29 protein-coding genes and 1 riboswitch are annotated in these 25,151 nt (G+C 32.2%); of the genes, 23 read left to right on the top strand and 6 right to left on the bottom strand.

Going from position 1 to position 25,151, the window contains the following annotated elements; all coding sequences use genetic code 11:
* Window positions 1-157: 157 nt before the first annotated feature.
* From BN2390_RS13715 to BN2390_RS13695, 5 genes are all read left to right on the top strand, one after another.
* Entirely contained in the window at window positions 158-1,075 is a 918-nt protein-coding gene (locus tag BN2390_RS13715) for a DNA-3-methyladenine glycosylase family protein (RefSeq protein WP_242847676.1), read from the top strand.
* Between the two features lie 342 nt (window positions 1,076-1,417).
* On the top strand, window positions 1,418-1,702 hold the full coding sequence (groES, locus tag BN2390_RS13710; RefSeq protein WP_053984903.1) for a co-chaperone GroES: 285 nt from the start codon (window positions 1,418-1,420) through the stop codon (window positions 1,700-1,702).
* A 42-nt stretch (window positions 1,703-1,744) separates the two neighbouring features.
* Complete coding sequence (groL, locus tag BN2390_RS13705; protein ID WP_053984902.1) at window positions 1,745-3,382, top strand: chaperonin GroEL; 1,638 nt, start codon at window positions 1,745-1,747, stop codon at window positions 3,380-3,382.
* Window positions 3,383-3,569: 187 nt separating this feature from the next.
* Entirely contained in the window at window positions 3,570-3,917 is a 348-nt protein-coding gene (locus BN2390_RS13700) for a hypothetical protein (protein ID WP_053984901.1), read from the top strand.
* An 80-nt stretch (window positions 3,918-3,997) separates the two neighbouring features.
* Complete coding sequence (locus BN2390_RS13695; protein ID WP_082238787.1) at window positions 3,998-5,116, top strand: helix-turn-helix transcriptional regulator; 1,119 nt, start codon at window positions 3,998-4,000, stop codon at window positions 5,114-5,116.
* Between the two features lie 128 nt (window positions 5,117-5,244).
* Here BN2390_RS13695 and BN2390_RS13690 read toward each other — a convergent pair whose 3' ends face one another.
* Window positions 5,245-6,105, bottom strand: coding sequence for an undecaprenyl-diphosphate phosphatase (locus BN2390_RS13690; protein ID WP_053984900.1), 861 nt, complete (start codon window positions 6,103-6,105; stop codon window positions 5,245-5,247).
* A gap of 27 nt (window positions 6,106-6,132) precedes the next feature.
* Window positions 6,133-8,169: a PAS domain-containing sensor histidine kinase gene (locus tag BN2390_RS13685; RefSeq protein ID WP_053984899.1), complete on the bottom strand. Its 2,037-nt coding sequence runs from the start codon at window positions 8,167-8,169 to the stop codon at window positions 6,133-6,135.
* 208 nt (window positions 8,170-8,377) lie between these two features.
* Here BN2390_RS13685 and BN2390_RS13680 point away from each other — a divergent pair, with 208 nt between their 5' ends.
* From BN2390_RS13680 to guaA, 3 genes are all read left to right on the top strand, one after another.
* A complete protein-coding gene (locus BN2390_RS13680; RefSeq protein WP_053984898.1) occupies window positions 8,378-8,890 on the top strand; it encodes a hypothetical protein in 513 nt (170 codons plus the stop codon).
* 141 nt (window positions 8,891-9,031) lie between these two features.
* Window positions 9,032-9,132: riboswitch (purine riboswitch) on the top strand.
* Window positions 9,133-9,247: 115 nt separating this feature from the next.
* Window positions 9,248-10,702, top strand: a complete 1,455-nt coding sequence (gene guaB, locus BN2390_RS13675) for an IMP dehydrogenase (RefSeq protein ID WP_053984897.1) — start codon at window positions 9,248-9,250, stop codon at window positions 10,700-10,702.
* 103 nt (window positions 10,703-10,805) lie between these two features.
* Window positions 10,806-12,347 (top strand): glutamine-hydrolyzing GMP synthase, encoded by a 1,542-nt coding sequence (guaA, locus tag BN2390_RS13670; protein WP_053984896.1) that lies wholly within the window; start codon window positions 10,806-10,808, stop codon window positions 12,345-12,347.
* A 78-nt stretch (window positions 12,348-12,425) separates the two neighbouring features.
* Here the strand turns inward: guaA and BN2390_RS13665 are convergent, their stop codons facing one another.
* The gene (locus BN2390_RS13665) at window positions 12,426-13,484 is read right to left on the bottom strand and encodes a tyrosine-type recombinase/integrase (RefSeq protein ID WP_053984895.1); all 1,059 of its coding nucleotides are present in this window, start codon (window positions 13,482-13,484) and stop codon (window positions 12,426-12,428) included.
* Window positions 13,484-14,005: a helix-turn-helix domain-containing protein gene (locus BN2390_RS13660; RefSeq protein ID WP_053984894.1), complete on the bottom strand. Its 522-nt coding sequence runs from the start codon at window positions 14,003-14,005 to the stop codon at window positions 13,484-13,486. The genes BN2390_RS13665 and BN2390_RS13660 overlap by 1 nt, the downstream gene beginning before the upstream one ends.
* Before the next feature lie 138 nt (window positions 14,006-14,143).
* Here BN2390_RS13660 and BN2390_RS13655 point away from each other — a divergent pair, with 138 nt between their 5' ends.
* From BN2390_RS13655 to BN2390_RS21730, 7 genes are all read left to right on the top strand, one after another.
* On the top strand, window positions 14,144-14,359 hold the full coding sequence (locus tag BN2390_RS13655) for a helix-turn-helix transcriptional regulator (protein WP_053984893.1): 216 nt from the start codon (window positions 14,144-14,146) through the stop codon (window positions 14,357-14,359).
* A 344-nt stretch (window positions 14,360-14,703) separates the two neighbouring features.
* Window positions 14,704-14,943 (top strand): hypothetical protein, encoded by a 240-nt coding sequence (locus BN2390_RS13650; protein ID WP_053984892.1) that lies wholly within the window; start codon window positions 14,704-14,706, stop codon window positions 14,941-14,943.
* A 22-nt stretch (window positions 14,944-14,965) separates the two neighbouring features.
* Window positions 14,966-15,154: a hypothetical protein gene (locus BN2390_RS13645; protein WP_053986327.1), complete on the top strand. Its 189-nt coding sequence runs from the start codon at window positions 14,966-14,968 to the stop codon at window positions 15,152-15,154.
* Between the two features lie 18 nt (window positions 15,155-15,172).
* On the top strand, window positions 15,173-16,036 hold the full coding sequence (locus BN2390_RS13640) for a phage NrS-1 polymerase family protein (RefSeq protein ID WP_053984891.1): 864 nt from the start codon (window positions 15,173-15,175) through the stop codon (window positions 16,034-16,036).
* Window positions 16,036-17,460: a VapE domain-containing protein gene (locus tag BN2390_RS13635; RefSeq protein WP_053984890.1), complete on the top strand. Its 1,425-nt coding sequence runs from the start codon at window positions 16,036-16,038 to the stop codon at window positions 17,458-17,460. Before BN2390_RS13640 ends, BN2390_RS13635 begins: the two co-directional genes overlap by 1 nt.
* Before the next feature lie 342 nt (window positions 17,461-17,802).
* Entirely contained in the window at window positions 17,803-18,039 is a 237-nt protein-coding gene (locus BN2390_RS13630; protein WP_053984889.1) for a hypothetical protein, read from the top strand.
* Between the two features lie 2 nt (window positions 18,040-18,041).
* On the top strand, window positions 18,042-18,182 hold the full coding sequence (locus tag BN2390_RS21730) for a hypothetical protein (protein ID WP_154668828.1): 141 nt from the start codon (window positions 18,042-18,044) through the stop codon (window positions 18,180-18,182).
* Between the two features lie 1,224 nt (window positions 18,183-19,406).
* On the opposite strand, the gene BN2390_RS13625 is transcribed toward BN2390_RS21730, so the two are convergent.
* Window positions 19,407-19,856 (bottom strand): helix-turn-helix domain-containing protein, encoded by a 450-nt coding sequence (locus tag BN2390_RS13625; RefSeq protein WP_053984888.1) that lies wholly within the window; start codon window positions 19,854-19,856, stop codon window positions 19,407-19,409.
* A 112-nt stretch (window positions 19,857-19,968) separates the two neighbouring features.
* On the opposite strand from BN2390_RS13625, the gene BN2390_RS13620 reads away from it, so the two are divergent.
* The 8 genes from BN2390_RS13620 to BN2390_RS13585 all read left to right on the top strand — a co-directional run bounded on the left by BN2390_RS13620 (window position 19,969) and on the right by BN2390_RS13585 (window position 24,774).
* Window positions 19,969-20,163: a helix-turn-helix domain-containing protein gene (locus BN2390_RS13620; protein WP_053984887.1), complete on the top strand. Its 195-nt coding sequence runs from the start codon at window positions 19,969-19,971 to the stop codon at window positions 20,161-20,163.
* A 52-nt stretch (window positions 20,164-20,215) separates the two neighbouring features.
* Window positions 20,216-20,440 carry a hypothetical protein gene (locus tag BN2390_RS13615; RefSeq protein ID WP_053984886.1) on the top strand — a complete coding sequence of 75 codons (225 nt, stop codon included), beginning with the start codon at window positions 20,216-20,218 and terminating at the stop codon, window positions 20,438-20,440.
* Between the two features lie 13 nt (window positions 20,441-20,453).
* Entirely contained in the window at window positions 20,454-21,104 is a 651-nt protein-coding gene (locus tag BN2390_RS13610; protein WP_053984885.1) for a tyrosine-type recombinase/integrase, read from the top strand.
* A 555-nt stretch (window positions 21,105-21,659) separates the two neighbouring features.
* The gene (locus BN2390_RS13605; protein ID WP_053984884.1) at window positions 21,660-22,370 is read left to right on the top strand and encodes a hypothetical protein; all 711 of its coding nucleotides are present in this window, start codon (window positions 21,660-21,662) and stop codon (window positions 22,368-22,370) included.
* 17 nt (window positions 22,371-22,387) lie between these two features.
* A complete protein-coding gene (locus BN2390_RS13600; RefSeq protein WP_053984883.1) occupies window positions 22,388-22,585 on the top strand; it encodes a hypothetical protein in 198 nt (65 codons plus the stop codon).
* Window positions 22,586-22,764: 179 nt separating this feature from the next.
* The gene (locus tag BN2390_RS13595) at window positions 22,765-23,346 is read left to right on the top strand and encodes a hypothetical protein (RefSeq protein ID WP_198524916.1); all 582 of its coding nucleotides are present in this window, start codon (window positions 22,765-22,767) and stop codon (window positions 23,344-23,346) included.
* A 304-nt stretch (window positions 23,347-23,650) separates the two neighbouring features.
* A complete protein-coding gene (locus BN2390_RS13590) occupies window positions 23,651-24,229 on the top strand; it encodes a recombinase family protein (RefSeq protein WP_053984881.1) in 579 nt (192 codons plus the stop codon).
* Between the two features lie 38 nt (window positions 24,230-24,267).
* The gene (locus BN2390_RS13585) at window positions 24,268-24,774 is read left to right on the top strand and encodes a hypothetical protein (RefSeq protein WP_053984880.1); all 507 of its coding nucleotides are present in this window, start codon (window positions 24,268-24,270) and stop codon (window positions 24,772-24,774) included.
* Window positions 24,775-24,786: 12 nt separating this feature from the next.
* Here BN2390_RS13585 and BN2390_RS13580 read toward each other — a convergent pair whose 3' ends face one another.
* Entirely contained in the window at window positions 24,787-25,035 is a 249-nt protein-coding gene (locus BN2390_RS13580; RefSeq protein WP_053984879.1) for a hypothetical protein, read from the bottom strand.
* Window positions 25,036-25,151: the final 116 nt, after the last annotated feature.

The raw sequence follows: 25,151 nt of genomic DNA, 5'->3' as shown, positions 1-25,151 counted from the left end.
TTGAGTGAAGTAAGTATATTAATCTGCTCTAGAACTCAACTCTATATGGTATTTAGGGTATAGCCCTATTATAACATATTGAATAGACTTATTAAGAATATTAAAGTCAAATTTAAAAAAGATTATTTTGGATAAAAGAGTAGTAAATGGTAATAATATGAAAAGTATTTTCAAGCATTTTACTGAAGGATGTGAGTCGATGGTAAGTAATCTAATAGTAGAACAAGTAGAGTGTTTTGATATTGGACAGATATTAGAAAGTGGACAGGTTTTTAGGTTTGAACAAATTAATGAAAATAGTTATATCCTTATAGCTAAGCAAAAGCGCATTAAGTTAGTTCAGCAGCCAGGTAGTAATAATCTTATGATCCATCATACAACAGTAGGTGAGTTTGATGAGATTTGGAAAGCATACTTTGATTTAGATACGGATTATAAAGGAATAAGTAAAACGTTATCTGATAAGGATGCTTATATGAAAGCCGCGATAGAATTTGGTTATGGTGTCCGTATATTAAAACAAGATCCTTGGGAAATGCTTATCTCATTTATCATTTCTCAAAATAAAGCAATTCCTCATATCAAGCAATGTATTGCTAACATTACAGAACGCTATGGTGATGAGATTGGTTATGACCATGATACTGATAAGACTTACTATACCTTTCCAACACCAGAGCAACTTTTAAGAGCTACAGAGGGAGAACTTAGAGAATGTAAGGTAGGATTTAGAGCACCTTATATTGTAGATGCTTGCAAGAAAGTAACAAGTGGTGAAGTAGATCTTAATGAACTCTATGTCTTATCTGCCAGTGAGGCAAAAGAGAAGCTTATGCAAATTAAGGGAGTGGGACCCAAGGTATCCGATTGTATTTTACTTTTTGCCTACAGTAAAATGGATTTGTTCCCTACAGATGTATGGATTAAGCGTGTTATAGAAGGTATGTACTTTGAAGGGAAGGAAATCTCTTTAAAGGCGATTCAAACTTTTGCAAGAGAGTACTATGGTGACTTAGCAGGCTATGCACAACAGTATCTCTTCTTCTATGGTAGAGAGAACAACTTATATAAATAAGTAATGAGATAGCTTAATCATATATGTAAATATAGAATAAGGTCTACCCTTTCTAATAAAAGTAGATTTTTATTCAAAACCTAGCAGAATACCTATGTTTTTACAGAAGTTATATCTATTAAAAATAGATATAAACATAAAAAATTCACGAAACAATAAGAGAATTAAAGAAAGCTATAGTAAGGATGAAAAATTGTAGTAAATAAATTAGAAAATAATTAAATTTAGACTTGCAATCTTTGAGAGAATGGCATAATATTATAGATGTAATTAGCACTCTAGATAGGTGAGTGCTAACAATTAAAAAATCATATACTTTATCTATAGAAGGAGGGTATTTTTATGAATTTAAGACCATTAGGCGACAGAGTCGTACTTAAACATTTAGAGGCTGAAGAAAAAACTCAATCAGGTATTATCTTAACAGGTGCCGCTAAAGAAAAACCACAAGAAGCTGAAGTTATTGCAGTAGGTCCAGGTGGAATCGTGGACGGTGAAAAAGTTGAAATGCAAGTAAAAGTAGGCGACAAAGTTATCTATTCAAAATACGCTGGCACAGATGTAACTTTAGATAAAGAAGAGTATATTATCGTTAAACAAAGCGATATCTTAGCAATCGTTGAATAATTAATCTTTATTATATAGAAAGAGCACAGGGAGGTACTAAAAATGGCAAAACAAATTCGTTTTGGAATGGAAGCAAGACAATCACTTCAATCAGGTGTAGATCAATTAGCGAACGCAGTAAAAGTAACACTTGGACCAAAAGGTCGTAACGTTGTATTAGATAAAACATATGGTACTCCACTTATTACAAATGATGGTGTATCTATTGCTAAAGAAATTGAGTTAGAAGACCCATTTGAAAACATTGGTGCACAACTTGTAAAAGAAGTTGCAACAAAAACAAATGACGTTGCTGGTGATGGTACAACAACAGCTACAGTACTTGCTCAAGCAATGATTACAGAAGGTCTTAAAAACATTACAGCTGGTGCAAACCCAATCATTATTCGTCGTGGTATGCAACAAGCTACAGCAAAAGCTGTAGAAGCTATCAAAGGTATGAGCCAAACAGTAAATAGCAAAACACATATTGCAAGAGTTGCTGCAATCTCTGCTGGTGATGATGAAGTAGGTAACTTAATTGCTGATGCTATGGAAAAAGTATCAAACGATGGTGTTATCACAGTAGAAGAATCAAAAACTATGACAACAGAACTTGATGTTGTAGAAGGTATGCAATTCGACCGTGGATACTTATCTGCTTACATGGTTACAGATACAGAAAAAATGGAAGCTGTAATGGAAAATCCATACATCCTTATTACAGATAAGAAAATCACAAACATCCAAGAAATTTTACCAGTTCTTGAACAAATCGTTCAATCAGGAGCAAAACTTCTTATCATTGCAGAAGATGTAGAAGGTGAAGCACTTGCTACATTAGTAGTAAACAAACTTCGTGGAACATTCAACTGTGTAGCTGTTAAAGCTCCAGGTTTTGGTGATAGAAGAAAAGAAATGCTTCAAGATATTGCAACACTTACAGGTGGTACAGTAATTTCTGAAGAAGTAGGTCTTGATCTTAAAGATGCTACAGTAGCACAACTTGGACGTGCTGCAAGTGTTAAAATTACAAAAGAAAATACAGTAATCGTAGATGGTGCTGGAAATAAAGAAGAAATCACTAATAGAGTAGGTCTTATCCGTCGTCAAATCGAAGAAACAACTTCAGATTTCGATCGTGAAAAACTTCAAGAACGTCTTGCTAAACTTGCAGGCGGTGTAGCAGTTATTAAAGTTGGTGCTGCAACAGAAACAGAAATGAAAGAAAGAAAACTTCGTATTGAAGATGCTCTTGCAGCTACACGTGCAGCTGTAGAAGAAGGTATCATTGCAGGTGGTGGTAGCACATACATCCACATCATTAAAGCAGTAGAACCACTTCTTGAAGAAACAACAGGTGATGAAAAAACTGGTGTACGTATTATCTTAAAAGCACTTGAATCACCACTTCGTCAAATCGTTGCAAATGCAGGTCTTGAAGCAGCTGTAATCATTGACAAAGTTAAAGCTTCAGAAGTAGGTGTTGGTTTCAATGCCCTTACAGAAGAATATGTTAATATGATCGATGGTGGTATCATTGACCCAACTAAAGTAACAAGAAGTGCACTTCAAAATGCAACATCTGTAGCAGCTACATTCCTTACAACAGAATGTATCGTTGCAGATATCAAATCTGATGAACCAGCTATGCCAGCAGGTGGCGGAATGCCAGGCATGGGCGGAATGGGTATGATGTAATAAAAGTAAAGGGACTGTATAATACAGTCCTTTTTTTGTGCAATCATTTAGATTAGAGAATGAGTAATTGTATAAATGATTCAGAAGTGATACCATGTGGTAAAGAAATGTTTACTATAAAATATATCTTAGGACGAATTGAGAGATAGCAAAATTATATTAGTAATATAATAAGGGGGAAGATAAAATGGTAGAATTAAGAGTATTTACACTAGATAAAGTAATAGGTGGAGATACCTATGAAATAGCCTATGCACATTCTTATCCTAAGCAACATTGGTCAAAAGACTCTTTATATTTTGCAGATGAAGAAGATGGAATAGGTGTACTTAGCCCGTATTTTGATGATATTTTTAAAGTGTATGCGTACTATGGTGATCAAAAGATAACTCTTTTAGAATGGCAAGAAATTGAGAAAAGATGTAGAGCAGATTATGAGGATAATGCATCAGTAGATAAATTCTTTGCAACGATTACAGAGTGGATAGAGAAAGGGAATAGAGGGGCCGAATATTTTTGGATATTAGGAATCTGAATAAAGTGATTAATAATCACAAGTAATATCATATAAGATGAGTCTAAATTATATACAATACAGCAAAGAGGAGGGATGACATGAAAGAATTGGATATTAGGCAAATGGTGAAGTATATTGATGAACATATAACCGACCATATTTCTTTAACAAATGTTGCTCAGCATGTTAATTATTCACCTTATTATTGTTCAGTATGTTTTAAGGAGAGCATAGGAACTTCCATAAAAAGTTATATTTTAAAAAAGAGATTGCAATATGCTGCAGAATCCTTATGTAATACCAATTTAAGAATTATAGATATTGCATATCAATATGGCTACTCCTCTCAAGAAGCATTCTCAAGAGCGTTTTCAACTTTTTATGGCATCTCACCTTATGAATATAGACAAAAAAGAAGACCTATTTCTAGATACTATTCTAAGTATGTTGGAACTAATCCAGATGAAGGGATGAAAGAAAAAATGATCACTACTTATGTAATTGATAAACTTCAAGAAGACGTAGAGGCAAAGTACTCTAGTAAGGTATTACATATACTAAATGGCGGTTGTATGTTAGAACGGTTTCAAAGAGAAGGTAAAATGCGAGAAGGGTGTACATATATCTCATTTAATGAAGCCATGTGCTGGGGAGAAGCTGATGAAGTCATATTTAGTGAGGCCTTTATCAAGAATAGAGTAAGGTCTTTAAAGGGAACCAAAGAACAGTATGAAGATATTGTACTCAAACCATTAGAACCGCTATTTAAAGAGAAGTTTGATACGATAGTCTTATGGTTTGGCGACGATATGTTTTGCCAAATCAATATGTTAACAGTAATAGGTTTTTTAGAACAAATAAGTTATACAGGTGATTTGTTGCTGTGTATGGCTTGCGAAAGTATGGATGAAATATTACCAGAGGCTTATGAGCTTGAATTAGAAGGAAGTCTAGAACGATATAGAGATATAGTATGTAAGCGCAAAATGCCAGCTCTAGAGCTATTACCTGTTACCTATCAAATGGTTAAGTTATATTTAGAGTATAGGGATGAAACAAGTGAAATAAGTAGATATATTATCAAAAACATCAATAAAGATACAAAGGAATTATTAAGGGAATTGTTAACAACATTTTCTCAATATGGACTTGGAGATTTACAATATGAGATGATGATAGAAGAACTTAGACGCAAGAATATAGATACCAATAGCTAAGATGAGTAGCAGATAGTAAGAATAGTTAGAATAAATATGAGAGGCAAGAGTTAACACTTATAGAAAGTGTTAGCTCTTGCCTCTTTTATGGAGATGGTATTGCTTGGGGACTTATTAATATGTACTGTCTAAATAGCAAGAAGACCAAATAGACCGGCAATTAGCACAACAAATGCAAAGATAATACGATAGAAAGCAAAGTAACGCATTGGTTTCTTCTTAAGGAAGCTTAAGAAGGCATCAATGACAAGTAAGGCAACGATAAAGGATACAATAAATCCTACGCCTAAGGCTCCCCACTGACTCGCATTAAGCGGTGTAGGCATTTTAAGAAGCTTAATAAAGTGAAGAAGAGCTTGACCTACCATCACGGGAATAGCAAGGAAGAAAGAATACTCAGCAGCGGCTACAGTAGACATACCACATGCCCAACCACCAATGATAGTAGAAGCAGATCTAGACATACCAGGAATAATTGAGAGAACTTGGAAGAGTCCTACACATAATGCTTTTCCTGGTGTAACAGGTGTAGCAGATAATGGTGTAATTGTATTTCCTTTAAATTTACCTTCAGCGTAAATCATCCAGAGTGCACCAAAGAATAGGGTACAGGCTACAACAGGAGGATTAAAAAGATACTGCTGAACCATATCATCAAAAGGAAGACCAATAGCAGCTGCTGGAATACATGAAATAAGAATCATACCCCAGAAATATAATCCACTTTCAGCTAAAGGCGTTTTAGATGATGGAAAAAGGTGAGTCACAGTAGACCAAATCTTTTTCCAATAATAAACGACTACTGCAAGGATAGCACCCAATTGAATAATCATGTTGAATAAGTCTACAAAGGCTTTATCAGAGTGCTTATAGAAGTCAATAAGATTAGAAAAAATAATCAAGTGACCAGTTGAAGAAACAGGTAGAAACTCTGTAAGACCTTCTACGATTCCAAGAATGCCCGCTTTAAGCATCATTAGAAAATCCAAGTTATAACCTCCTTATGTACATGTAACTTAAGCAATATCACAGAACTCAATTTTAATGTTATGTGATGTATAAGTTGCTTGGTAAGGATAATCGATTTCTATATCCCCTAAAGTAGGAGTAGGTAGCTGAATGATAAAAGTAGTACCTTCACCTAATACACTTTCACAGTGAATAGATCCTCCCATGAGGTGGATAAGATCCCTTACTATAGATAAGCCTATGCCGCAGCTATGTTCTTTAGAACTAGTACCTTGGTCAGCAGTGATAAATCTATCAAAAATATTATCTATTTTATCAGATGCAATACCAATACCAGAATCTTTGATATGAATTTCAATATTTTCATTTAAATCTATTATAGCAATAAATAGTTCACCATTATTAGGTGTATATTTAATGGCATTAGAAAGTAGATTGAAAATAATACGTTCAAATGCAGCAGCATCGGTACGGATAAATTTCTCGTCTAAGTCAGTATCAAAAACGTACGTAATATTTTTTTCTTGCATATACAAATAAGACATTTCACAAAGCGTTTCCACGGCATCGACTACATTAAATATTTGTGGAGCGAAATTAATCATGTTATTTTCAAGTTTGGTGACATCCAAGATATTGTTAATTAATTTGAGTAATCTAAGAGAATTGGCTTGCATCATATCAGTATAATGTAAGCATTCAGTCAATGTAGTAGCATGAGACTGCATTTGAAGTGCACTATAAATAATATTAATAGGCATCTTAATATCATGAGAAATATTAGAAAAGTAGCTTAGTTTTAAGTTTTGTTTTTCAAGAGCTTTTTCTGTTAATGCTTTTTGCTTTTTCTCTGTAATGTTACGCAAAATACATACTATATTTATAGATTCATGCAAATATGTAGTTGTAAACAAATACTCAATGTCGTAAATTTCATTATTCAAAGTAATAAGAGAGGTTTCACCTTTTAGAAGGCTACCGGGATGAGCAGGAAGTTGCTTATAGGCTTCTAACAAATCATCATCTAATTTCAAATAACTTAATAAGCTACTTCCTGTTAAATCATGTTTATTAACAGAATGGAAAAGATCTAAAGCAGCTTGATTCGTGTCTAAAATTTTATCATCTATACAAAGAAGAAATGGCTCAGGAAATAAGCTTAGTATACGTTCATAATGAGTCGTTTTTGCTTTTAAATTATGTTCTAGTTGTTTAGCGTAGATAGAATATTGATAAAGTTCTTTATGTGTGTCTTCTATATCTTTTTCATGTATCTTATGTTCAGAATATAGTTCTTTAAAAGGTCTTAAAATACAGCAATCAATTTGACCAATGATAAAGAGGTAAAGTGTAGAGATTTTGAAAAGATATGGAATAATACGGGGTGCAGTTAAGGGTTCAAAATATAAGAAATCAATAAGTTCCATAATACTAGCAAGTACTAAAAAGATAATCATAATCAATTTATGCGTATATGGAAATTGGTGGCGTAAAGGAAATAAAATTTTAAAGGTTATAAAGAGTGCAACAGGTGTAAAGAGATTAGTTAGTAAATTAAAGAAAAGTGCACCTAGAGAATTTCCTTTAATAAATAGAATAAAGTTGTCTGTCATCATGGCAGGGATTGCTACAATACAAGTAAGAATAAATACTACCATGAGGTACCAACTTACCCGTTCTAATTGATCTTTACGATGTACATAATAATAGGCAAGCAATACGAGAATAAAAGCAAAGCTTAATCGCCCAGCATGATAAGTTGCCATAGATAGGTAGTAGCTATTGACTTTTACGCCTAAAATAGAAGTCAAAATAAATTGAAGTCCTTGTAATGTATTAATGGCACCATAAAATATAGATGTATATGAAAGAAATGGGTTTTGAGTGATATGTCTAGTTGAAAGTGAGTTAATAAGTAAATAGATTGCCATAACAAACATAATAAACTTACTGGTTGATATAAACAGTGCTGAATTAAAAGTATAAAGAAAAATAAGTAGTAACGTAAATGTGGTTATAATCAATAGATGTCTATGTAAATAATTATTGATAAATTGATCGTTTTCCATTGTAAATTTGGACATGACTACTCCCCTTAAAAATATTTAGATATTAAACATCTCTTATATTATAGTATAAAATTACTGATTTTACGACATTAATTTTAAAAAGTTTAAGTTTTTTAACATCTTTATTTCGACAAATTGTAAAGGCAGAGTAATTTGAAAAAAATATAAAGCTATGGTAAAATAAAATAATAAAAAACATAGTAAAATAAAAGGAGAAACAGTAATGGGTGATGTTTTTAAAGAGCAATTAGTACCGATGACAATGAGTAAAAATGATAAAGCACAAAAAGGAATTATATGGACTGTTGCAGTTTTAGTATCTTTAATTTTATTTTTTGTACTTCCTATTTTTATGGCACCAATCTTAGTTTTAGCAGTACTTTGGTTAGCAACATTTTTATCAAGTAAATTAAAAAAAGAGCATGAATATAGTTTAACTAATAATCTTTTAGATATTGATGTAATCTATAATAAAGAAAAAAGAAAACGTGTTATAGAATTAGATTTAAAAGAGATGAATGCTATGGCTAGTATTAAAGATGAACGTCACCAAGATGAACTTGCACGTGGTCAAAAAGTAATTAATGCAAGTGATGGTAATGGAACAAAAGAAACTTATGCGATTATGTACCCAAAAGATGGTCAATTACAAAAAATTCTTATTACACCAAATGAAGAAATGCTAAATCTTATGTACAAACAAGCGCCTAATAAAGTTTTTAAATATAGAGGTTAATAAAAAGAATAGTTTGAAAAATTTAAGAAAAATATGGACTAGTTGTATATAGTCCATATTTTTCTTGTATAAACTTGTTATTATTATATTAAAAAACACTACTAACATTTTTACAAAGGATATGCTATAATAGTCGATAATAAAAACAGAAACAACATTTTTCGTATATACTTGGCAATTGGGCCGAGAGTATCTACCCACTTACCGTAAATAAGTGGACTACGAGGAAGTTAATAAGGTATACTGTAGCTTATAGGGTTAACATAAGTTGCTGGTTGCCTGTACATTCCTCTAAGCACGCTGGAGGAATTTTTTTATATCGTCTATTATTACAACAAACACTAGGAGGAACTTCACATGTCAAAAATTATTAAAGAGGGCATTACATTTGATGATATTTTACTTGTACCTAATTACTCAAATGTATTACCACATCAAGTATCACTTCAAACACAGCTTACTAAAAAGATTACACTTAACGTTCCAATCATGAGTGCAGGGATGGATACTGTAACTGAAACACGTATGGCTGTTGCAATTGCTCGCCAAGGTGGAATAGGTATCATTCACAAAAATATGTCTATTAGCCAACAAGCAGAAGAAGTTGATAAAGTTAAACGTTCTGAAAATGGTGTTATTACAGATCCATTCTTCTTAACACCAGACCACTATGTATATGATGCAAATGAACTAATGGCAAAATACAGAATCTCTGGAGTTCCTATTACCGAAGGTACAAAATTAGTAGGTATTATTACAAATCGTGATTTACGTTTTGAAACAAATCATAATCGTAAAATCAAAGAAGTTATGACAAGTGAAAACCTTATTACAGCAGAGGAAGGAACAGATCTTGCAAAAGCAAAAGAAATCCTTTCAACACACCGTATCGAAAAATTACCTATTGTAGATCAAGAAGGTAACTTAAAAGGACTTATTACAATTAAAGATATTGAAAAAGCTATTCTTTATCCACAAGCAGCAAAAGATGAGCAAGGTAGACTTTTAGTTGGTGCAGCTGTTGGTGTAACAGGCGATGTTCTTGAACGTGTAGACGCTCTTGTAAAATCAAAAGTTGACGTAATTACAGTAGATACAGCTCATGGACACTCACAAGGTGTTATCAATACTGTTAAACTTATTAAATCAAAATATCCAGACCTTCAAATTATTGCAGGTAATGTAGCAACAGCAGAAGCTACAGTAGCACTTATTGAAGCAGGTGCAGACGCAGTTAAAGTAGGTATTGGACCAGGTTCAATCTGTACAACACGTGTTGTTGCAGGTGTAGGTGTTCCTCAAATCACAGCAGTAGAAGATTGTGCAAATGCAGCTAAACCTTACGGTGTACCAGTTATTGCTGATGGTGGTATCAAATATTCAGGAGATATCGTTAAAGCAATTGGTGTAGGTGCAAGCGTATGTATGATGGGATCAATGCTTGCTGGTTGTGAAGAAAGTCCAGGAGCTACAGAACTTTACCAAGGAAGAAAATACAAAGTATACCGTGGTATGGGATCTATTGCAGCTATGGAAAACGGAAGTAAAGACCGTTACTTCCAAAATGATGCGAAAAAACTCGTTCCAGAAGGTGTTGAAGGACGTGTTGCATATAAAGGTCGCGTGGCAGATACAATCTTCCAAATGATGGGTGGATTACGTGCTGGTATGGGTTATGCAGGTGCAGAGTCAATCGAAGAACTTCAAGAAAAAGCTACTTTCGTACGTATTACAAGTGCTGGTCTTAAAGAAAGCCATCCACATGATATTCATATTACAAAAGAAGCTCCAAACTACAGTGTAGAATACTAAGAAAACATAACCTAGGCACATAGGTGCCTAGGCTATAGTTTGTTAAGTAATATAAAGATATAGACAACAAGAGATTAGCACATATTCTGAGGAGGAAATAGAAATGAACCACGAGTTAGTTATCGTTTTAGACTTTGGTGGACAGTACAACCAACTTATTGCAAGACGTGTTCGCGAAAACAACGTATACTGTGAAGTACATCCTTATAACTTAAGTATTGAAAAAATCAAAGAGATGAATCCAAAAGGCATTATCTTTACAGGGGGACCAAATAGCGTATACGCCAAGGAGTCACCAATCTGTGATAAAGCAATCTTTGAACTAGGCATACCAGTACTTGGTATTTGCTACGGATCTCAGCTTACAGCACACCTTTTAGGTGGTAAAGTTGCAACAGCACCAGTAAGTGAATATGGTAAAACAGAAGTAAAAGTTGATACAACATCAAAATTATTTGAAAATGTTTCTGACTCAACAATCTGTTGGATGAGTCATACAGATTATATTGAAACAGCACCAGTAGATTTCAAAATTACTGCACACACACCAGTATGTCCAGTAGCTGCAATGGAAAATGCTGAGAAAGGGCTTTACGCAGTTCAATTCCACCCAGAAGTTATGCATACACAAGAAGGTATGACAATGCTTGCTAACTTTGTAAACAACATTTGTGGTTGCAAAGGTGACTGGAGAATGGATTCATTTGTAGAAACAACAATTGAAGCTATTCGTGAAAAAGTAGGTAACGGAAAAGCATTATGTGCATTATCAGGTGGTGTAGATTCATCTGTAGCAGCAGTTATGCTTTCAAAAGCAATTGGTAAACAGCTAACATGCGTGTTTGTAGACCATGGCTTACTTAGAAAAAATGAAGGTGATGAAGTAGAAGCAATCTTCGGACCAGAAGGTAACTATGACCTTAACTTCATCCGCGTTAATGCACAAGAAAGATTCTACGAAAAATTAAAAGGTGTAGAAGATCCAGAAACTAAGAGAAAAATCATCGGTGAAGAATTCATTCGTGTATTCGAAGAAGAAGCACAAAAAATTGGTGCAGTAGACTTCTTAGTACAAGGAACAATTTACCCAGACGTTATCGAAAGCGGTCTTGGTAAATCAGCTGTTATCAAATCACATCACAACGTAGGTGGACTTCCTGACTGTGTAGATTTCAAAGAAATCATCGAGCCACTTCGTCTTCTCTTCAAAGATGAAGTACGTAAAGCAGGACTTGAACTTGAAATTCCAGAATACTTAGTATACCGTCAACCATTCCCAGGCCCAGGTCTTGGTATCCGTATAATCGGTGAAGTAACAGCAGAAAAAGTACGCATTGTACAAGATGCAGACTGGATTTATCGTGAAGAAATCAAAAATGCAGGTATCGACAAAGAAATTGGTCAATACTTCGCAGCTCTTACAAACATGCGTTCAGTAGGTGTAATGGGTGACGAAAGAACATATGATTACGCTATCGCATTAAGAGCAGTAACAACAAGTGATTTTATGACAGCAGAATCAGCTGACCTTCCATGGGAAGTACTTGGGAAAGTAACAACAAGAATTGTAAACGAAGTTAAAGGTGTTAACCGTGTACTCTATGACTGCACAGGCAAACCACCAGCAACTATTGAGTTTGAATAATAAACAAAAACCCTACAAGCCTTGTAGAATAAAGGCTTGTAGGGTTTTTGTTTATAAAGAGATACTGAAACGATACTATTATATCAAAGCTTGTAATTTTTCAGCTACTTCACTATGTTTATTTGGGTATAAATGTGAGTAGGTTTGAAGCGTAGTTTCTACTTTTTCATGACCTAATCTTTCAGATATTAAAAGTGGTGAAAATCCCATTTCAATTAGGAGTGAAGCATGAGAATGCCTTAAATCATGTATTCGAATACGTTTTACTTTGCTCTTCTTACTTCCTCTATCCATTTCATGGTGAAGATAATATTTTGTAACATGAAAAAGTCTTTCATGTGGCTTATAATCATAAAGCTGTTCTTTATATTCCTGTATGATTTCACATAGAAACAGGGGTATTGTGATTACCCTTTTACTTTTAGGGGTTTTAGGCTCAAGAATTAAATCCTCACCATTTAATCTCGAGTAATTTTTATCAATATTTACAGTTTGGGTTTCAAAATCAAAATCATTGTAGGTGAGTGCTAGAAGTTCCCCAGTTCTTATACCAGTCCAAAATAATAAGTTAAATACAGCTTTTGAAAGGGGTTTATCCTCTACACAAACTATAAATTTTTTAAATTCATCAGTAGTCCAGAAGAGCATACTATCAGCTTTATTTTTTCCCATATTTCCACAAGTACGAGCAGGATTTGAAGGAAGTTTATAATACTTTGTAGCAAAGTTAAATATGGCAGATAGTTGATTATTGATAGTTCTTAAATAAGTTTGACTATAGTTTTCTTCACTAGAAATAAATTCATTTTGCCATTTTCGTACAGTTGTTGGTGTAATTGTATTTATAGGCATCTTTTCAAAGTAAGGCAATATCTTTAAATTAACCACATATTGTTTATTATCTAAGGTAGTTGGCTTTAATCTACTTTTACAATCTTCAAAATATAATTCTACTAAGCTTTTAAAACTCATATCACAGGAAGCATGGGCCTTACTTAAAAAATCACGTTCATAGGCTTTAGCTTCTTTCTGAGTTTTAAAGCCTTTTTTCATTTTCTGTTTTTTTACTCCATCCCAATTAGTGTAATAAAATTTACAGTACCAAGTATTTAATTGCTCATTCTTATATACAGGCATTAATTATCACTATCCTCACTTGTATATTTAAGCGATAAGAGGTTCATTAAACTTCGAAACTCATCTGAATAAAGCATATTTAAAGTATCATCATAATTCATCTCGTAAAGTTTAAAGAGCCCTAGTGAACAAGAAATTTGTTTAAAACTTTGTACAATATCTTTAGGAAGTAATGGATCAGGGTAGCCCTTATCTCTCATAGTAGTATCGTCAAGGGTTGCATACTTAAGAAAATCAAAGGCAATAGCTTGATTTCTTAAATCCTTATATTCATCTAAAGATTTATTTGAATTCAAAAAGTCTAGGTTAAGGTCTTGGTTTAAGTAACCGTCGGGAACCAGTGTAGAGGCATGAACATCAAATGCATCAGCAATTTTCACCAAAGTTTCTAAACTTGGGGTAGTACGATTTCCTTCAATTTTTGAAATCATCTGCCCACTCATACCTATTCGACGCCCTAATTCTCGTTGGCTTATACCTTTTTGTATACGTAACTCTTTAATTTTATCGCTTAAATTCATATTTTTCACCTCAATTAATATTATAAAAGTGCAAACTGTATTTGTCAAAATGAAAATAAAGTTGACAACTATATTTTGCAGTGGTATATTTATAAATGCAAACTACAGTTGTCAATATGAGAGGTGAATTATAAAAAAATGAATCTAAAAGCATTGAGAATTCAAAAAGGGCATATAAGAGCATATGAATTTGCTAACAGAGTAGGAATAACAAGACAGTATCTTAGTATGCTGGAAACAGGAAAGGCAGTTAATCCAAGTATAAAAGTGGTAAAAAAAATAGCTAGTGAATTAGGTGTAGCTCCTCAAGAAATATTTTTTGGGGGGAGTGAGTTAAAGAGTAGAAAATTCTAACACATACATATGCCAGCGCCAGACGTTAGGGAGTGTTGGATTAAACTCCACAGTGAAAGAAAGGAGAAATAGGTTATGAGTTTTACAATAAAAGGGACAAGTAAAGAGATTAAAGCACAATTAAAGGTAATGCTTAAATTAATACTAGTAAAGAAGGTAAAGTAGTAGATCAAAGAGATTTCATTAATAACTTAATTCAAAAATTAGATGATAGTAACACGTTAAATAAACAAAATTACAATGATGAAACACACCAGTTAAGTGATATCTATAATTGATGGATGAATATATTGGGGATTTTACAATTATAAGAGGGAAAATTATTTAATAAAGGATGTGAATATATGATGAATAACAAAATATGGTGTTTGTTTAATGCTTCACAAGAAATGAAGAAACCTTTCGTTTTTGAAGGTGATGGAGAAATTGAAGCAATAGAAAAAGAATTAATGAAGATTTTAGGATATAAACAGTTTTGTAAATATGAAACTTTATGTAACCAACGAACAGGGGTTGCAGAAGAAAGAGCATATGTAGAAGGATTTAAGGATGCTCTTAAATTATTTATGGAAGTACATAGTTAAATGTGTTGGAGAGGAGCAAAACATGAATGAAGTAATTAGAGAGGAACAAAGATTTTTAGGGGCAGAAGATGTGGCGAAGACATTAGGAGTATCAACTGTCACAGGATATAGAATTATTAAGAAACTTAATGATGAGTTGAAGGCACAGGGCTACATTGTTGTAGCTGGGAAAATATCAAAAAGATATTTCAATGAAAAGGTGTATATGTAAGCAAAAGAAGGTGATGTAGTGAACTACAATAATATACCAGATGAATTAAAAAGCATTAATAGATGGCTTTGTTATCAGCTAGAGCCAAAGGAAGATGGTAAATTTAATAAGATACCTAAAAATCCGCATACCGGTGGTAATGCCAGCAGTACAAATGATAATACATGGAGTAATTTTGATACAGCATTAAAAGCAACATATACATATGGTTTTAGTGGATTAGGTTTTGTTTTAGGTAAGGGTGTTTTTGGAGTAGATATTGATGATGTGGATTTAGATAATCCTATTGTAGATGAAGTATTAACTACTCTAAGAAGTTATGCAGAAATAAGTCCTTCTGGAAAAGGTATTCATATTATTTGTTATGGTAAAAAGCCAGGAGGTAGATGTAGAAAAGGTAACTTTGAATGTTATGATGCAGGGCGCTTCTTTACTGTAACAGGAAATATGATACAGGGCTATGAAGCTGTAAAAGATTGTACGGAAGCTATCAGACCTTTATTTGACAAATACCTAAAGGAAGAAAAGCAAGCAAGCACTATGACCACACAACAGGGGAATTCTGGTAGTGAGTATTTATCAGATAGTGAAGTTATAGAAAAGGCTAGTAAAAACAGTACATTTAATGACTTGTTTTACTATGGTTTTGGGAGTGGTGATGCTTCAAGGGATGATTTAAGTTTAATAAACTATCTTATTTTCTGGACCAATGGAAGTACAAGTCAGATTGATCGTATTTATAGACAATCAGCGCTTATGCGAGATAAATGGGATAGAAGGCAGACAGGTACAACTTATGGAGGATTAACCATAGAAAAGGCATTAAGGACATACACAGGAAAATATTATAATCCAGATTACTATAAGAAGGGGGTGAGTTAGTGGAACAGCCGCAGCAACTTACACCAAACCTATCAACAGTAGATTTTAATGATGAAAAGACCTATTCTTTTATGATGATAAGTGACGATATTCAAAAAGCTAAAAGACATAAACTATTTGAAGCCGAAGCTATAAAAAGAGGACAAAAAGACATATTTGATAAAAAAGTTGAAGATATGAAAATTAAGTTTAAAAATCAGCAACCTACAAGCATTAAATATGAATGTAATGCAAGAGGAACACCACTTAAAATATGGGAAAACTTAAAAGTGCTATATGACAATAAAGGAATTGAACTTCAATATAATGAATTAAAGCGTTGTATTGAAAGTAATCAAGAGTGGTATATGTATGATGACTTTCTTACTCAAATAAATAGTGATTGTAGGCGAACAGGATTAGTGCTATCAAAAGATGATTTATGGGGGTTTAGTTCTTACATAGCTAATACAAAAGCATATAATCCGATTAAGCAGTATCTAGAGGATGCACACAAGAAATTTAAAACAACAAATGCAGAGGTAAGTGAGTTAGGAAAACTATTAAAAACAATTAGTTATCCAAATTATTATAACCAAGAAGATATAAAATTTAATGAATGTATGATTTTAAAATGGTTACTAACAGGCGCTAAAATGGGATTAAATAATGGAAATGATAATGCAGAGTTTTCCCTTGTATTAAAGGGGAAGCAAGGAGTTGGAAAAACTAGATGGTTTAGAGCATTAATGCCTAAAGCACATGTGAAGGATTTTTTTAAAGATGGTATACAGCTAGACCTTAGTAGAAAAGATGATATTATTCAAGCAACATCTTATTGGTTGTGCGAGTTAGGAGAATTAGGTGGCACAATGAGAAAATCTGATAGAGATGCTTTAAAGGCATGGCTAACATCTCCATCAGATGAAGTTAGGACACCCTACAGTAGGAAAGCAGAAAAATATCCAAGACGAACATTTTTTGCTTGTACTGTAAATGATAATGAATTTTTGAGGGATGATACAGGGAATAGACGTTTTGTTGTAATAGATGTTGAAAAACTAGACCATACCCATAATATAGATATTGATTTGATGTGGGGTGAGGTTATGGAGTTGTTGCTACAAGGTAATAAAACATATCTGGAGCAAAATGAAATAGAGTACAACAACCATAGGAATAAAGGTTATATGGTAAAATCGGATGAACAAATGCTTCTTGAAGAATATTTACCACTTAACCAGCCAAAGGAGCAATGGGGATATATTACTTCCACAGCTATATGTTCTTATATGGAAGAAGTGCATGGTAAGATGTTAAAACCAAGATCAGTTGGAAAGGCTTTGTCAGCAATGGGATTTGAAAATCAAACATCTAGAATTAATGGAAGCTTAGGGCGCTATTATAAATTACCACACTTACCTAATTATAGTATGCCTATTTAGTGTTACAGTTGTTACATTAAGTTGCATTGATAAATAAAATTACTGTAACAGTAATAAGACCATATACTTCAAGTCTTTAAAGGGGATGAGTTACATTGTTACATTAGAAAACATTAAAAGTATAAAATAATGATAGATATATGAGGTATCAAACATACTTTAAAATGTTTTAAGTTTTTTGCGCTTTTTAATGTAACAATGTACAACATTGGGAATACAAGGTTTGTAGTGTGATTTGCAACGTAACAGTTTAATGTAACAGATGAAAAAGTAGAGCAACGGACTAATAAGTATATAGTGTGGATATAAATAAAGAGCTAATGATAAAGGAGATTTGATTATATGGATAATAAAGCGCTAATAGAAATAAATGAAGTTATAGAGAAGTATATGGATTGTGTAATTTACTTGGCTATTACATATAGGTTAGATGAAGAAATTAAGGTAATTTCTAGGAAGGTTTGGAATGAGATTACTGTATATATGAAAAAGGAGTCAGTTTTAGCAAAGTATAAAGAAGTTAAAGAATTATATCCAGACAGTCTATTGTATATGAAGTATATGAAGATATTTATATAACGTTGGTAGAAGAAAATGTAACAGGGAGAGAGCTAGAACATGAACTAGAGTATTTTGCAGATAATGTGATTTTTAGGGAGCAAAGTCAACATGATTTAGAACAAATGATACTGCCTTGCTCAGTATCTAAGTTAGATGATTGAAAGGATGTGAAAGATTGAGGTGAAACCAATTTAAAATAGATAGCTAGAAAAAGACTTTGAGCAAGCATTGAAGGATAGAGATGTTAGAGTATATGTTTTTTATTTGTTGGCACCAAGGACAGACTTTAGACAAGGTGAATTATTAAGGTGAAGAATAAAGGATTTTAAAGACAAAAGATGGCTAGGACTAACAGTGCAGAAAACAGGGAAGTATAGGGAAATACCTATTCCAAGTGAAATTAGAAAAGCATTAGTAAGATAATATTAAGGGGAAGAGAGAGCATGCCTATTTATTCCAAATACTAGAAAGAAAAAGAAGTCTTTAGACGATACAACTATTTATGAGATTATGAAGGAAGAAAGGAAGAATGTAGGACTTGATCAGATAGGTACACATATAGCTAGAAAAATATATGGTATAGGATATTTTCACGCATAAAAAACATTGAAGAAGCCCAATAAATGTTAGGACAAAACAACTCAAGTGATACAAAACAGTACATAGAAGAAGATGAAGGTTATAGGAATGAACTAATAAAAAGGTATTTAGATAAATATTGAATCAATATATCTGAATAGAAGTGGAAAAGACAAAAGGGGGTGTGAATAAGGTTTAGTGATAATAAGGGATAGGTGGATAAAAATAAATTCAAGGATTAGATAGCAATATTGAATTGCTAGTGAGAGCTTGAAATTATAAAGATAGCACATAAAAGTATCATGAAAATATTAGATAGAAAAGAAATGTTGAAAAATAAAAAGAGGATAATGCCACTAGGAATTTAAAATAAAGGGATTGCTAAAGAATGTTGGGGTGATATTTGAAAACCTTTCCATAAAAAATTTTCATTAAGGGATAAATTGTTTTCAAGAAAATTAAGTTTTAGTATTAAATATTAGTTATGGTTTTCTTTTAGTGCTACACAAAGTGAAGAAGCTTTATTAGATGATTACTTAGAACATTTCAATTATATATGATGATCAAATTTGTAGTAATATATTTAGATAAACAGACATATAAGTGGATTATTATAGATTTAAATACACTTGATAAGGTTAGGAATAAGTTTTTGGAGAGAGTAGTATGTAAAGGAATACAGATGCAGGAGAATTAAAAAAGTAGAATGAGGAGGCAATATGCTACCCTCATTCTACTTTTTCGGCTTGTATTATAGGGAACGTAGTTCCTGTTCGCATTTTAGGGATTAGAAAGAACTTTAAGGGTTATTTAGATACCCTTTTTTTATTATGCTCATATATTAGGTCATTAAGTTCTCCTAAAGTATTTATTGATATATCCTTTACTTTCAAAGTGTCATTTATGTTATTTATTAGCATGAATAGTATTGTGCTGAGTTCCTCATTGTCTTGACTTATTAAGTTTTGAATAGATGCTTCAAGTGTTTTATAAGCATTATTCACTATATGAGAGTGTTTTTTATTTGATGAACCTATAAGGTAGTTAACGTCAACATTAAGAGCATATGATAAAGCAACTAATATCTCATAATTGGGCTTTCTTGCTCCAGTTTCATACATAGTAATAGCATTTCTAGTAAGAGTGTTGTTACTCCCACTCAAATAATTATTATTTAGAATATCACAAAGCTTTTGTTGAGTATATTTTTTATTTAACCTAGCTTCTTTTAATCGTATACCAAAATCATTTTCCATAATTCACCTCAAAATAAAATTCGCATTGACTTGTAACATTATGTTACAGTATAATACAATTAAAATCAATGTAACACTTTGTTACATAATATTATATGAAAAGAGGTGATTTATGGAGATTAATATTAAAAAGATAGTAGTTGCACGTATAAGAGCAGGGCTATCACTTGTAGAGTTAGCAGAAAAAACAGGCATAAACAGGATAACATTAAGTAAGATTGAAAAGGGCTATCAAAAGCCAAAGATACAAACTATAAATAAATTGGCAAGTGTTTTAAATATAAAATTAGAAGATATAATTCAATAATTATTTAAAGAATTAATTGCAGGCATTGAATAGGTGGAAAGGAGTGTATTAGATGAGAGAAGAAATAAAGAAGCCTAGCAAGTGTAGCCTAGAAGAGAAAAAGCAATACCGTATTAAATGCTTTGAAAATATGCTATGCCTATTAAATTCAAAGGTAAGTGGTGAAAGAAGTATTATTGTTTGGATAAGGTCAATTATTTATAAATTAAATACTTTAAAAGGTGATGAATTGAAAAAATGTATTGATGCCCTTGAACCGATCTATGCAGAAGAATAGAGGGTGAATATGTATGAGTAGAGGAATGAGAGAAATTAGGGAGAAAGATTTAAAGGCATTTCCTAATTCTACAAAGCCCTTTAAAGATATAGAACATGAACGTGTCTATATGAGATATTTGCAACAGAGAGATAAGAGGTTATTTATATACTACATAATTGCACGAAGTGGTGGATTTAGATGTAATGAAATTAGAACCATGAGAGCAGGAGAGTTAAAGGAGCATATAGCCAAGAGAGAGTATTATATCTATCAAAGCAAGACCGATTCTAATAGAGATGTTCCAATCATTAGTCAAAAGACCGTAGAAATCCTAGAGGAATATATAAAAGACATGTACGACCATGAATATTTAATTCCATCAAGGCAAATGAAAGACGGACAAAGGCAACCTTTATCATATAGGCAGATACAAAAGCTTTTATCAAAGTATGCTAAGGAATTAGGCTATGAGAGGATAGGAACACATACACCACGTAAGACCAATGGATATAATGCCTATCATTCAAACAAGCAGTATGGAGAGATTTTCGCACTGGAGCAGGTGGCTAAGACATTAGGACAAAAGTCTATAGCATCGGCTTCTAGGTATGCAGACATATACGAAGATGTACAGAAATCGAGAGTAGAAGCAACAAACAACCCGATAGATATGTTTTGGTAAGGGGCAGACTTTTGTATGGTTTTTAGCTTAATTGGTATCTTCAGGTAGAAAAAAAACTAAGAAGCAGATTTTTATATAGTGGTGTCACTCGGTTTAGGAATAAGTTTGATAAAGTTAATGAAATCAAAGGGTTGAGGGCAATTTAATGAGATTCATACTCTTATATATATAAAGATGAATTGACAGATAATTAATAAAACGTGTGTAAACCTAGTAATGGCAAGGGATTGAGTAGGTTAAAACAAAAGTGTGAATCTCGACCTATTTAAGAAGCTGATTGTGCAAATTCACGAGAGGTAAAATCATTTCCGATTATTGAAAAGTTGTAAGGAAGCAGTAGCAAGGCAAAGGGGTGAATATCAACTATTATGAGGGTAAGAAGTAACAAATATACATGCATGAAGCCATTGATATATCTAGGTTCTTTCAGTAGTAAAAAGTGAGTTGCGGTTCCTTGTCGCCCGAAAGTTCCCTAGTTTTTTATAAATGAAAATGGAGGTTTCCTTTTCCGTTATCAGAAAATTAATTGCATTAATAGAGAAAGGATAATTTAATATGAAATTTTTAGATGAAATGAAGAAAAAGATAAAAGATAGAAGCAACCTAATGAAGGTTCAAGAAGCAAAAAACGAGCAGTTGAGAAAAGAAATAAAGAATTTAGGACAAAGCATAGAAGTAAAAGAGCTTAAATATAAGCAGACATTAGATAGCAGCTTATTGGATGAGATAGCAAGAATCAATGAAGATATAGAGAAATTAAGTAACCAATTAGAATATCAAGAGAGGCTACTTGAAGAAGCAAAGAAACAAAAATTACAAGTGGATTTAAATAATATGCTTGAAGAAGCAAAAGAGCAAGCTAGAGAGATAGATTTGAATGAAGCAATAGAAAATATCGAACTAGCAAAACAAGCTTATTTAGAAGCAATAACACAAGCTATTGATAAAGCAAATAGAATAAATGAATTATTTAAAGAGATAAAGAACCAAGAAGAATATTTAACATTAGATGCACAAAAGGCATTACAGGAAGTATGGGGATCAACCTTGTGTATAAAACTTCCATCTAAGATAAGTGAAAGAGAGGTAAGCGATTTAGATAATCAACTTTATTCAACAACATTAGGGTACAGACCAACATTTAGGAAAATAGAAAAGCAGAAGGAGCAAGAGTGGGTCGAGGAGCGTAAAAGGACTAGGGAAGAGTTCGAAAAACAAGTTGTAATTAACAATAAAATGTATGGTCGTGGGAAATATGACTTTTAATAAAGGGGGAATTCTTGATGTTTGAAATGTACGGTGGAAAAGATGATAAAGAAAAAAAGCTTGGAAAAAATAAAGCAAGTGAAATTATGAATGGACTCAAAAGCTTTACTGAACTACATAATAGAACCAAAGAAAATAAGGTGGAGAAAAATACTGTTAAAGGAGACACAGGGAAAGTAATAAAATTAGCAGGATACTTGAATAAAGGTAGATAGATAAAAATCTTATATCCGACATTTTGGTGGATTTAAATTTTAATAAAACAATTGTGATAAAAGTGTCATTACTTAAGATATCAAATGTTTTTTAAGTAAAAAAATTATGCAAAACAGAAATTTATTGACTTAATAACAATACATTAGTATATTCTTATTAAGAATGTAAAATAGATTGGATGGTTAGGGATAATATGAAAAATAGCACTAAAAAAATAAAAAAATATTTAAGTTTATCAATAATAGGCATATTTATTGCAGTAAGTGCGATACCGCTTTATGAACACTATAGGAATAATACATATGTATCCGGAAATCTTGGATTTAAGAATAAATCCTTGCACACAATAAATCTTGATTATAGGGGAAAAGAAATTTTTGATGATTACGAAATAGGGGTTAAAAATATAAGCGGTAACTATACTGCTACTCTAAATGAACGTCTAGAGTATATAGAATTTATAGTACAATTAGAAAATCTACCAGAAGACGTTCATTTAGAGGATGTATATATACAAGAGTGGACTGGGGGAGATTTTCCGAGAGATTATTCTGACTATAACCCTGATTACATAAAATTTGAATATGTAGTTGATAATGATACTGATACAATTAAAATTATAGGGAATGATTTTAATGCCAGATATCAATTTGATGACTTTGATAGAGTAAGAATAGGTGTTACATTAGCAGGATTACAGTTCGATAAAGGTCATGACACACGTGTATGGGTAAAATTAGGAAATCTAATTATAAATTAATAAATCTATTATATTAATTTTTTGATGCTTAATGATGGATAGTATATTGATTATATATCATTTCGAGGTGAATAATGATTGTTTAAAATCAGAGGGATTAAATGCAGGTGCTGGAATGGGTAGGGTAACATTTCGGATGAGGATAGTTAGGATATAAACAAAAGACTTTGTATTAATACAAAGTCTTTTGTTTACTGGTAGCATAGTCATAACTTAAAAGTATTGACACCGATAAAAAAGCAACATATAATCAATACATACAACGTATTCAAAACTTAGTGTCAAAATAAAAGGAGAAAAAGTTATGATTTATGGATATGCAAGGGTAAGTACAAAGGGACAAGCTAAAGATAGTAATGGTTTAGAGAGTCAGGAACAACAGTTGAGAGAAAATGGAGCAGTTGAAATTTATTCAGATAGCTTTACAGGAACAAAGATGGATAGACCACAATTTGATAAGCTACTAGATAAGTTAAAAGATGGAGATACCCTTATAGTTACTAAATTAGACCGTATAGCACGTTCCATGACACAAGGTAGTGAATTGGTTACAGAGTTAATAGAAAAGGGTGTAAAGGTTAATATCTTAAATATAGGCATGATGGATAATACACCATCTTCTAAATTGATAAGGAATATCTTCTTTTCTTTTGCAGAGTTTGAAAGAGATATGATTGTAGAACGTACCCAAGAGGGGAAATCTATTGCTAAGACTAAAGATGGATTTAAAGAGGGTAGACCAAAGAAGTATACAGACACTCAATTAAAGATGGCATTAGACTTATTGAAAGACCATTCATATACAGAAGTTGAGAAGATGACTAGAATAAGCAAAAGCACATTGATAAGAGCAGTGAGAAAACTTAAAGAACAAGGTAGATAGTTTTGTTCTTTTGCTATACAACTGAAAAGAGGGGAATTATGGACTTTAAAACTATAGTGATTAGAGAAATTTTAAAAAGAACAGGAAATAAAGCAGACGAATTATGGGAAAGAAATAAATTTGAAAAGGATTACCCAGGATTAAAAGAAGAAAGATTAAGAAGAGAACAAGAAGAAGTTGAAAGAGAGGGGAAGCAGTTAAAGATAATTTTCTTAGCTATTTTATTTTCAATTGTACCATATATGATATTACGAGAAATTTTCTATATGGATGATGCATTGACACCTATACTCATTGTAATGGTATGGATACATATTTTTAGTATATGTTTAAATGAAGAATTAGAAAGAATACCAAAAATTATGTTAGTACTTACTCCAATAGTTTGTAGCATACTTATAACTATTGGAATAATAATCTATAAGTATTCAGTAGAAACATGGTTGTTCTATGAAGAAGAAATGGTGCTAATATTTATACTTACATATATAGTTCTAGGATATTCATTAGAGTACATAAGAAAAAAATATAATGAAAATAGGTAACTGGTTTATAAATTAGCTATTTCGTGTATCCTGCTCTTCAATAATACGTTGAACAGTTTTTTCATCTAATTTAGTGTAATAAGATGCACGTTGGATATATTCCTTTTTCTTATGTTTTTTGTATTCATCAACACTAGGGTAATTTTGCATTTCTTTAAGTATTCTTTGTTCTTTTGCTTCATTAGAAGTAAATTTTAGTGATAGATATAAATCAATTATTCCATCAGCAATAGCATATAAAATTTTTTCTGTAATTAGCATAAAATCATCTCCATAATAGTAATTAATTAATTGTATCAAAGGTTATTATTTATGGCAATATAACATAATGATTAATATTATATTAATAGATGTATGAATGTAGAGGGAAGCCTGGA

The organism is Niameybacter massiliensis, from assembly GCF_001282685.1.
GTDB classification, from domain to species: Bacteria; Bacillota; Clostridia; order Lachnospirales; family Cellulosilyticaceae; genus Holtiella; species Holtiella tumoricola.
Note: the sequence above shows the minus strand (reverse complement) of the source record. Positions and strands in the feature narration are given on the sequence as shown.

Coding starts and splice junctions, on each gene's coding strand:
- BN2390_RS13715 (WP_242847676.1), top strand. CDS start 158: ATGAAAAGTATTTTCAAGCATTTTACTGAAGGATGTGAGTCGATGGTA.
- groES (WP_053984903.1), top strand. CDS start 1,418: ATGAATTTAAGACCATTAGGCGACAGAGTCGTACTTAAACATTTAGAG.
- groL (WP_053984902.1), top strand. CDS start 1,745: ATGGCAAAACAAATTCGTTTTGGAATGGAAGCAAGACAATCACTTCAA.
- BN2390_RS13700 (WP_053984901.1), top strand. CDS start 3,570: ATGGTAGAATTAAGAGTATTTACACTAGATAAAGTAATAGGTGGAGAT.
- BN2390_RS13695 (WP_082238787.1), top strand. CDS start 3,998: ATGAAAGAATTGGATATTAGGCAAATGGTGAAGTATATTGATGAACAT.
- BN2390_RS13685 (WP_053984899.1), bottom strand. CDS start 8,169: ATGTCCAAATTTACAATGGAAAACGATCAATTTATCAATAATTATTTA.
- BN2390_RS13680 (WP_053984898.1), top strand. CDS start 8,378: ATGGGTGATGTTTTTAAAGAGCAATTAGTACCGATGACAATGAGTAAA.
- guaB (WP_053984897.1), top strand. CDS start 9,248: ATGTCAAAAATTATTAAAGAGGGCATTACATTTGATGATATTTTACTT.
- guaA (WP_053984896.1), top strand. CDS start 10,806: ATGAACCACGAGTTAGTTATCGTTTTAGACTTTGGTGGACAGTACAAC.
- BN2390_RS13665 (WP_053984895.1), bottom strand. CDS start 13,484: ATGCCTGTATATAAGAATGAGCAATTAAATACTTGGTACTGTAAATTT.
- BN2390_RS13660 (WP_053984894.1), bottom strand. CDS start 14,005: ATGAATTTAAGCGATAAAATTAAAGAGTTACGTATACAAAAAGGTATA.
- BN2390_RS13655 (WP_053984893.1), top strand. CDS start 14,144: ATGAATCTAAAAGCATTGAGAATTCAAAAAGGGCATATAAGAGCATAT.
- BN2390_RS13650 (WP_053984892.1), top strand. CDS start 14,704: ATGATGAATAACAAAATATGGTGTTTGTTTAATGCTTCACAAGAAATG.
- BN2390_RS13645 (WP_053986327.1), top strand. CDS start 14,966: ATGAATGAAGTAATTAGAGAGGAACAAAGATTTTTAGGGGCAGAAGAT.
- BN2390_RS13630 (WP_053984889.1), top strand. CDS start 17,803: ATGGATAATAAAGCGCTAATAGAAATAAATGAAGTTATAGAGAAGTAT.
- BN2390_RS13625 (WP_053984888.1), bottom strand. CDS start 19,856: ATGGAAAATGATTTTGGTATACGATTAAAAGAAGCTAGGTTAAATAAA.
- BN2390_RS13620 (WP_053984887.1), top strand. CDS start 19,969: ATGGAGATTAATATTAAAAAGATAGTAGTTGCACGTATAAGAGCAGGG.
- BN2390_RS13615 (WP_053984886.1), top strand. CDS start 20,216: ATGAGAGAAGAAATAAAGAAGCCTAGCAAGTGTAGCCTAGAAGAGAAA.
- BN2390_RS13610 (WP_053984885.1), top strand. CDS start 20,454: ATGAGTAGAGGAATGAGAGAAATTAGGGAGAAAGATTTAAAGGCATTT.
- BN2390_RS13605 (WP_053984884.1), top strand. CDS start 21,660: ATGAAATTTTTAGATGAAATGAAGAAAAAGATAAAAGATAGAAGCAAC.
- BN2390_RS13600 (WP_053984883.1), top strand. CDS start 22,388: ATGTTTGAAATGTACGGTGGAAAAGATGATAAAGAAAAAAAGCTTGGA.
- BN2390_RS13595 (WP_198524916.1), top strand. CDS start 22,765: ATGGTTAGGGATAATATGAAAAATAGCACTAAAAAAATAAAAAAATAT.
- BN2390_RS13590 (WP_053984881.1), top strand. CDS start 23,651: ATGATTTATGGATATGCAAGGGTAAGTACAAAGGGACAAGCTAAAGAT.
- BN2390_RS13585 (WP_053984880.1), top strand. CDS start 24,268: ATGGACTTTAAAACTATAGTGATTAGAGAAATTTTAAAAAGAACAGGA.
- BN2390_RS13580 (WP_053984879.1), bottom strand. CDS start 25,035: ATGCTAATTACAGAAAAAATTTTATATGCTATTGCTGATGGAATAATT.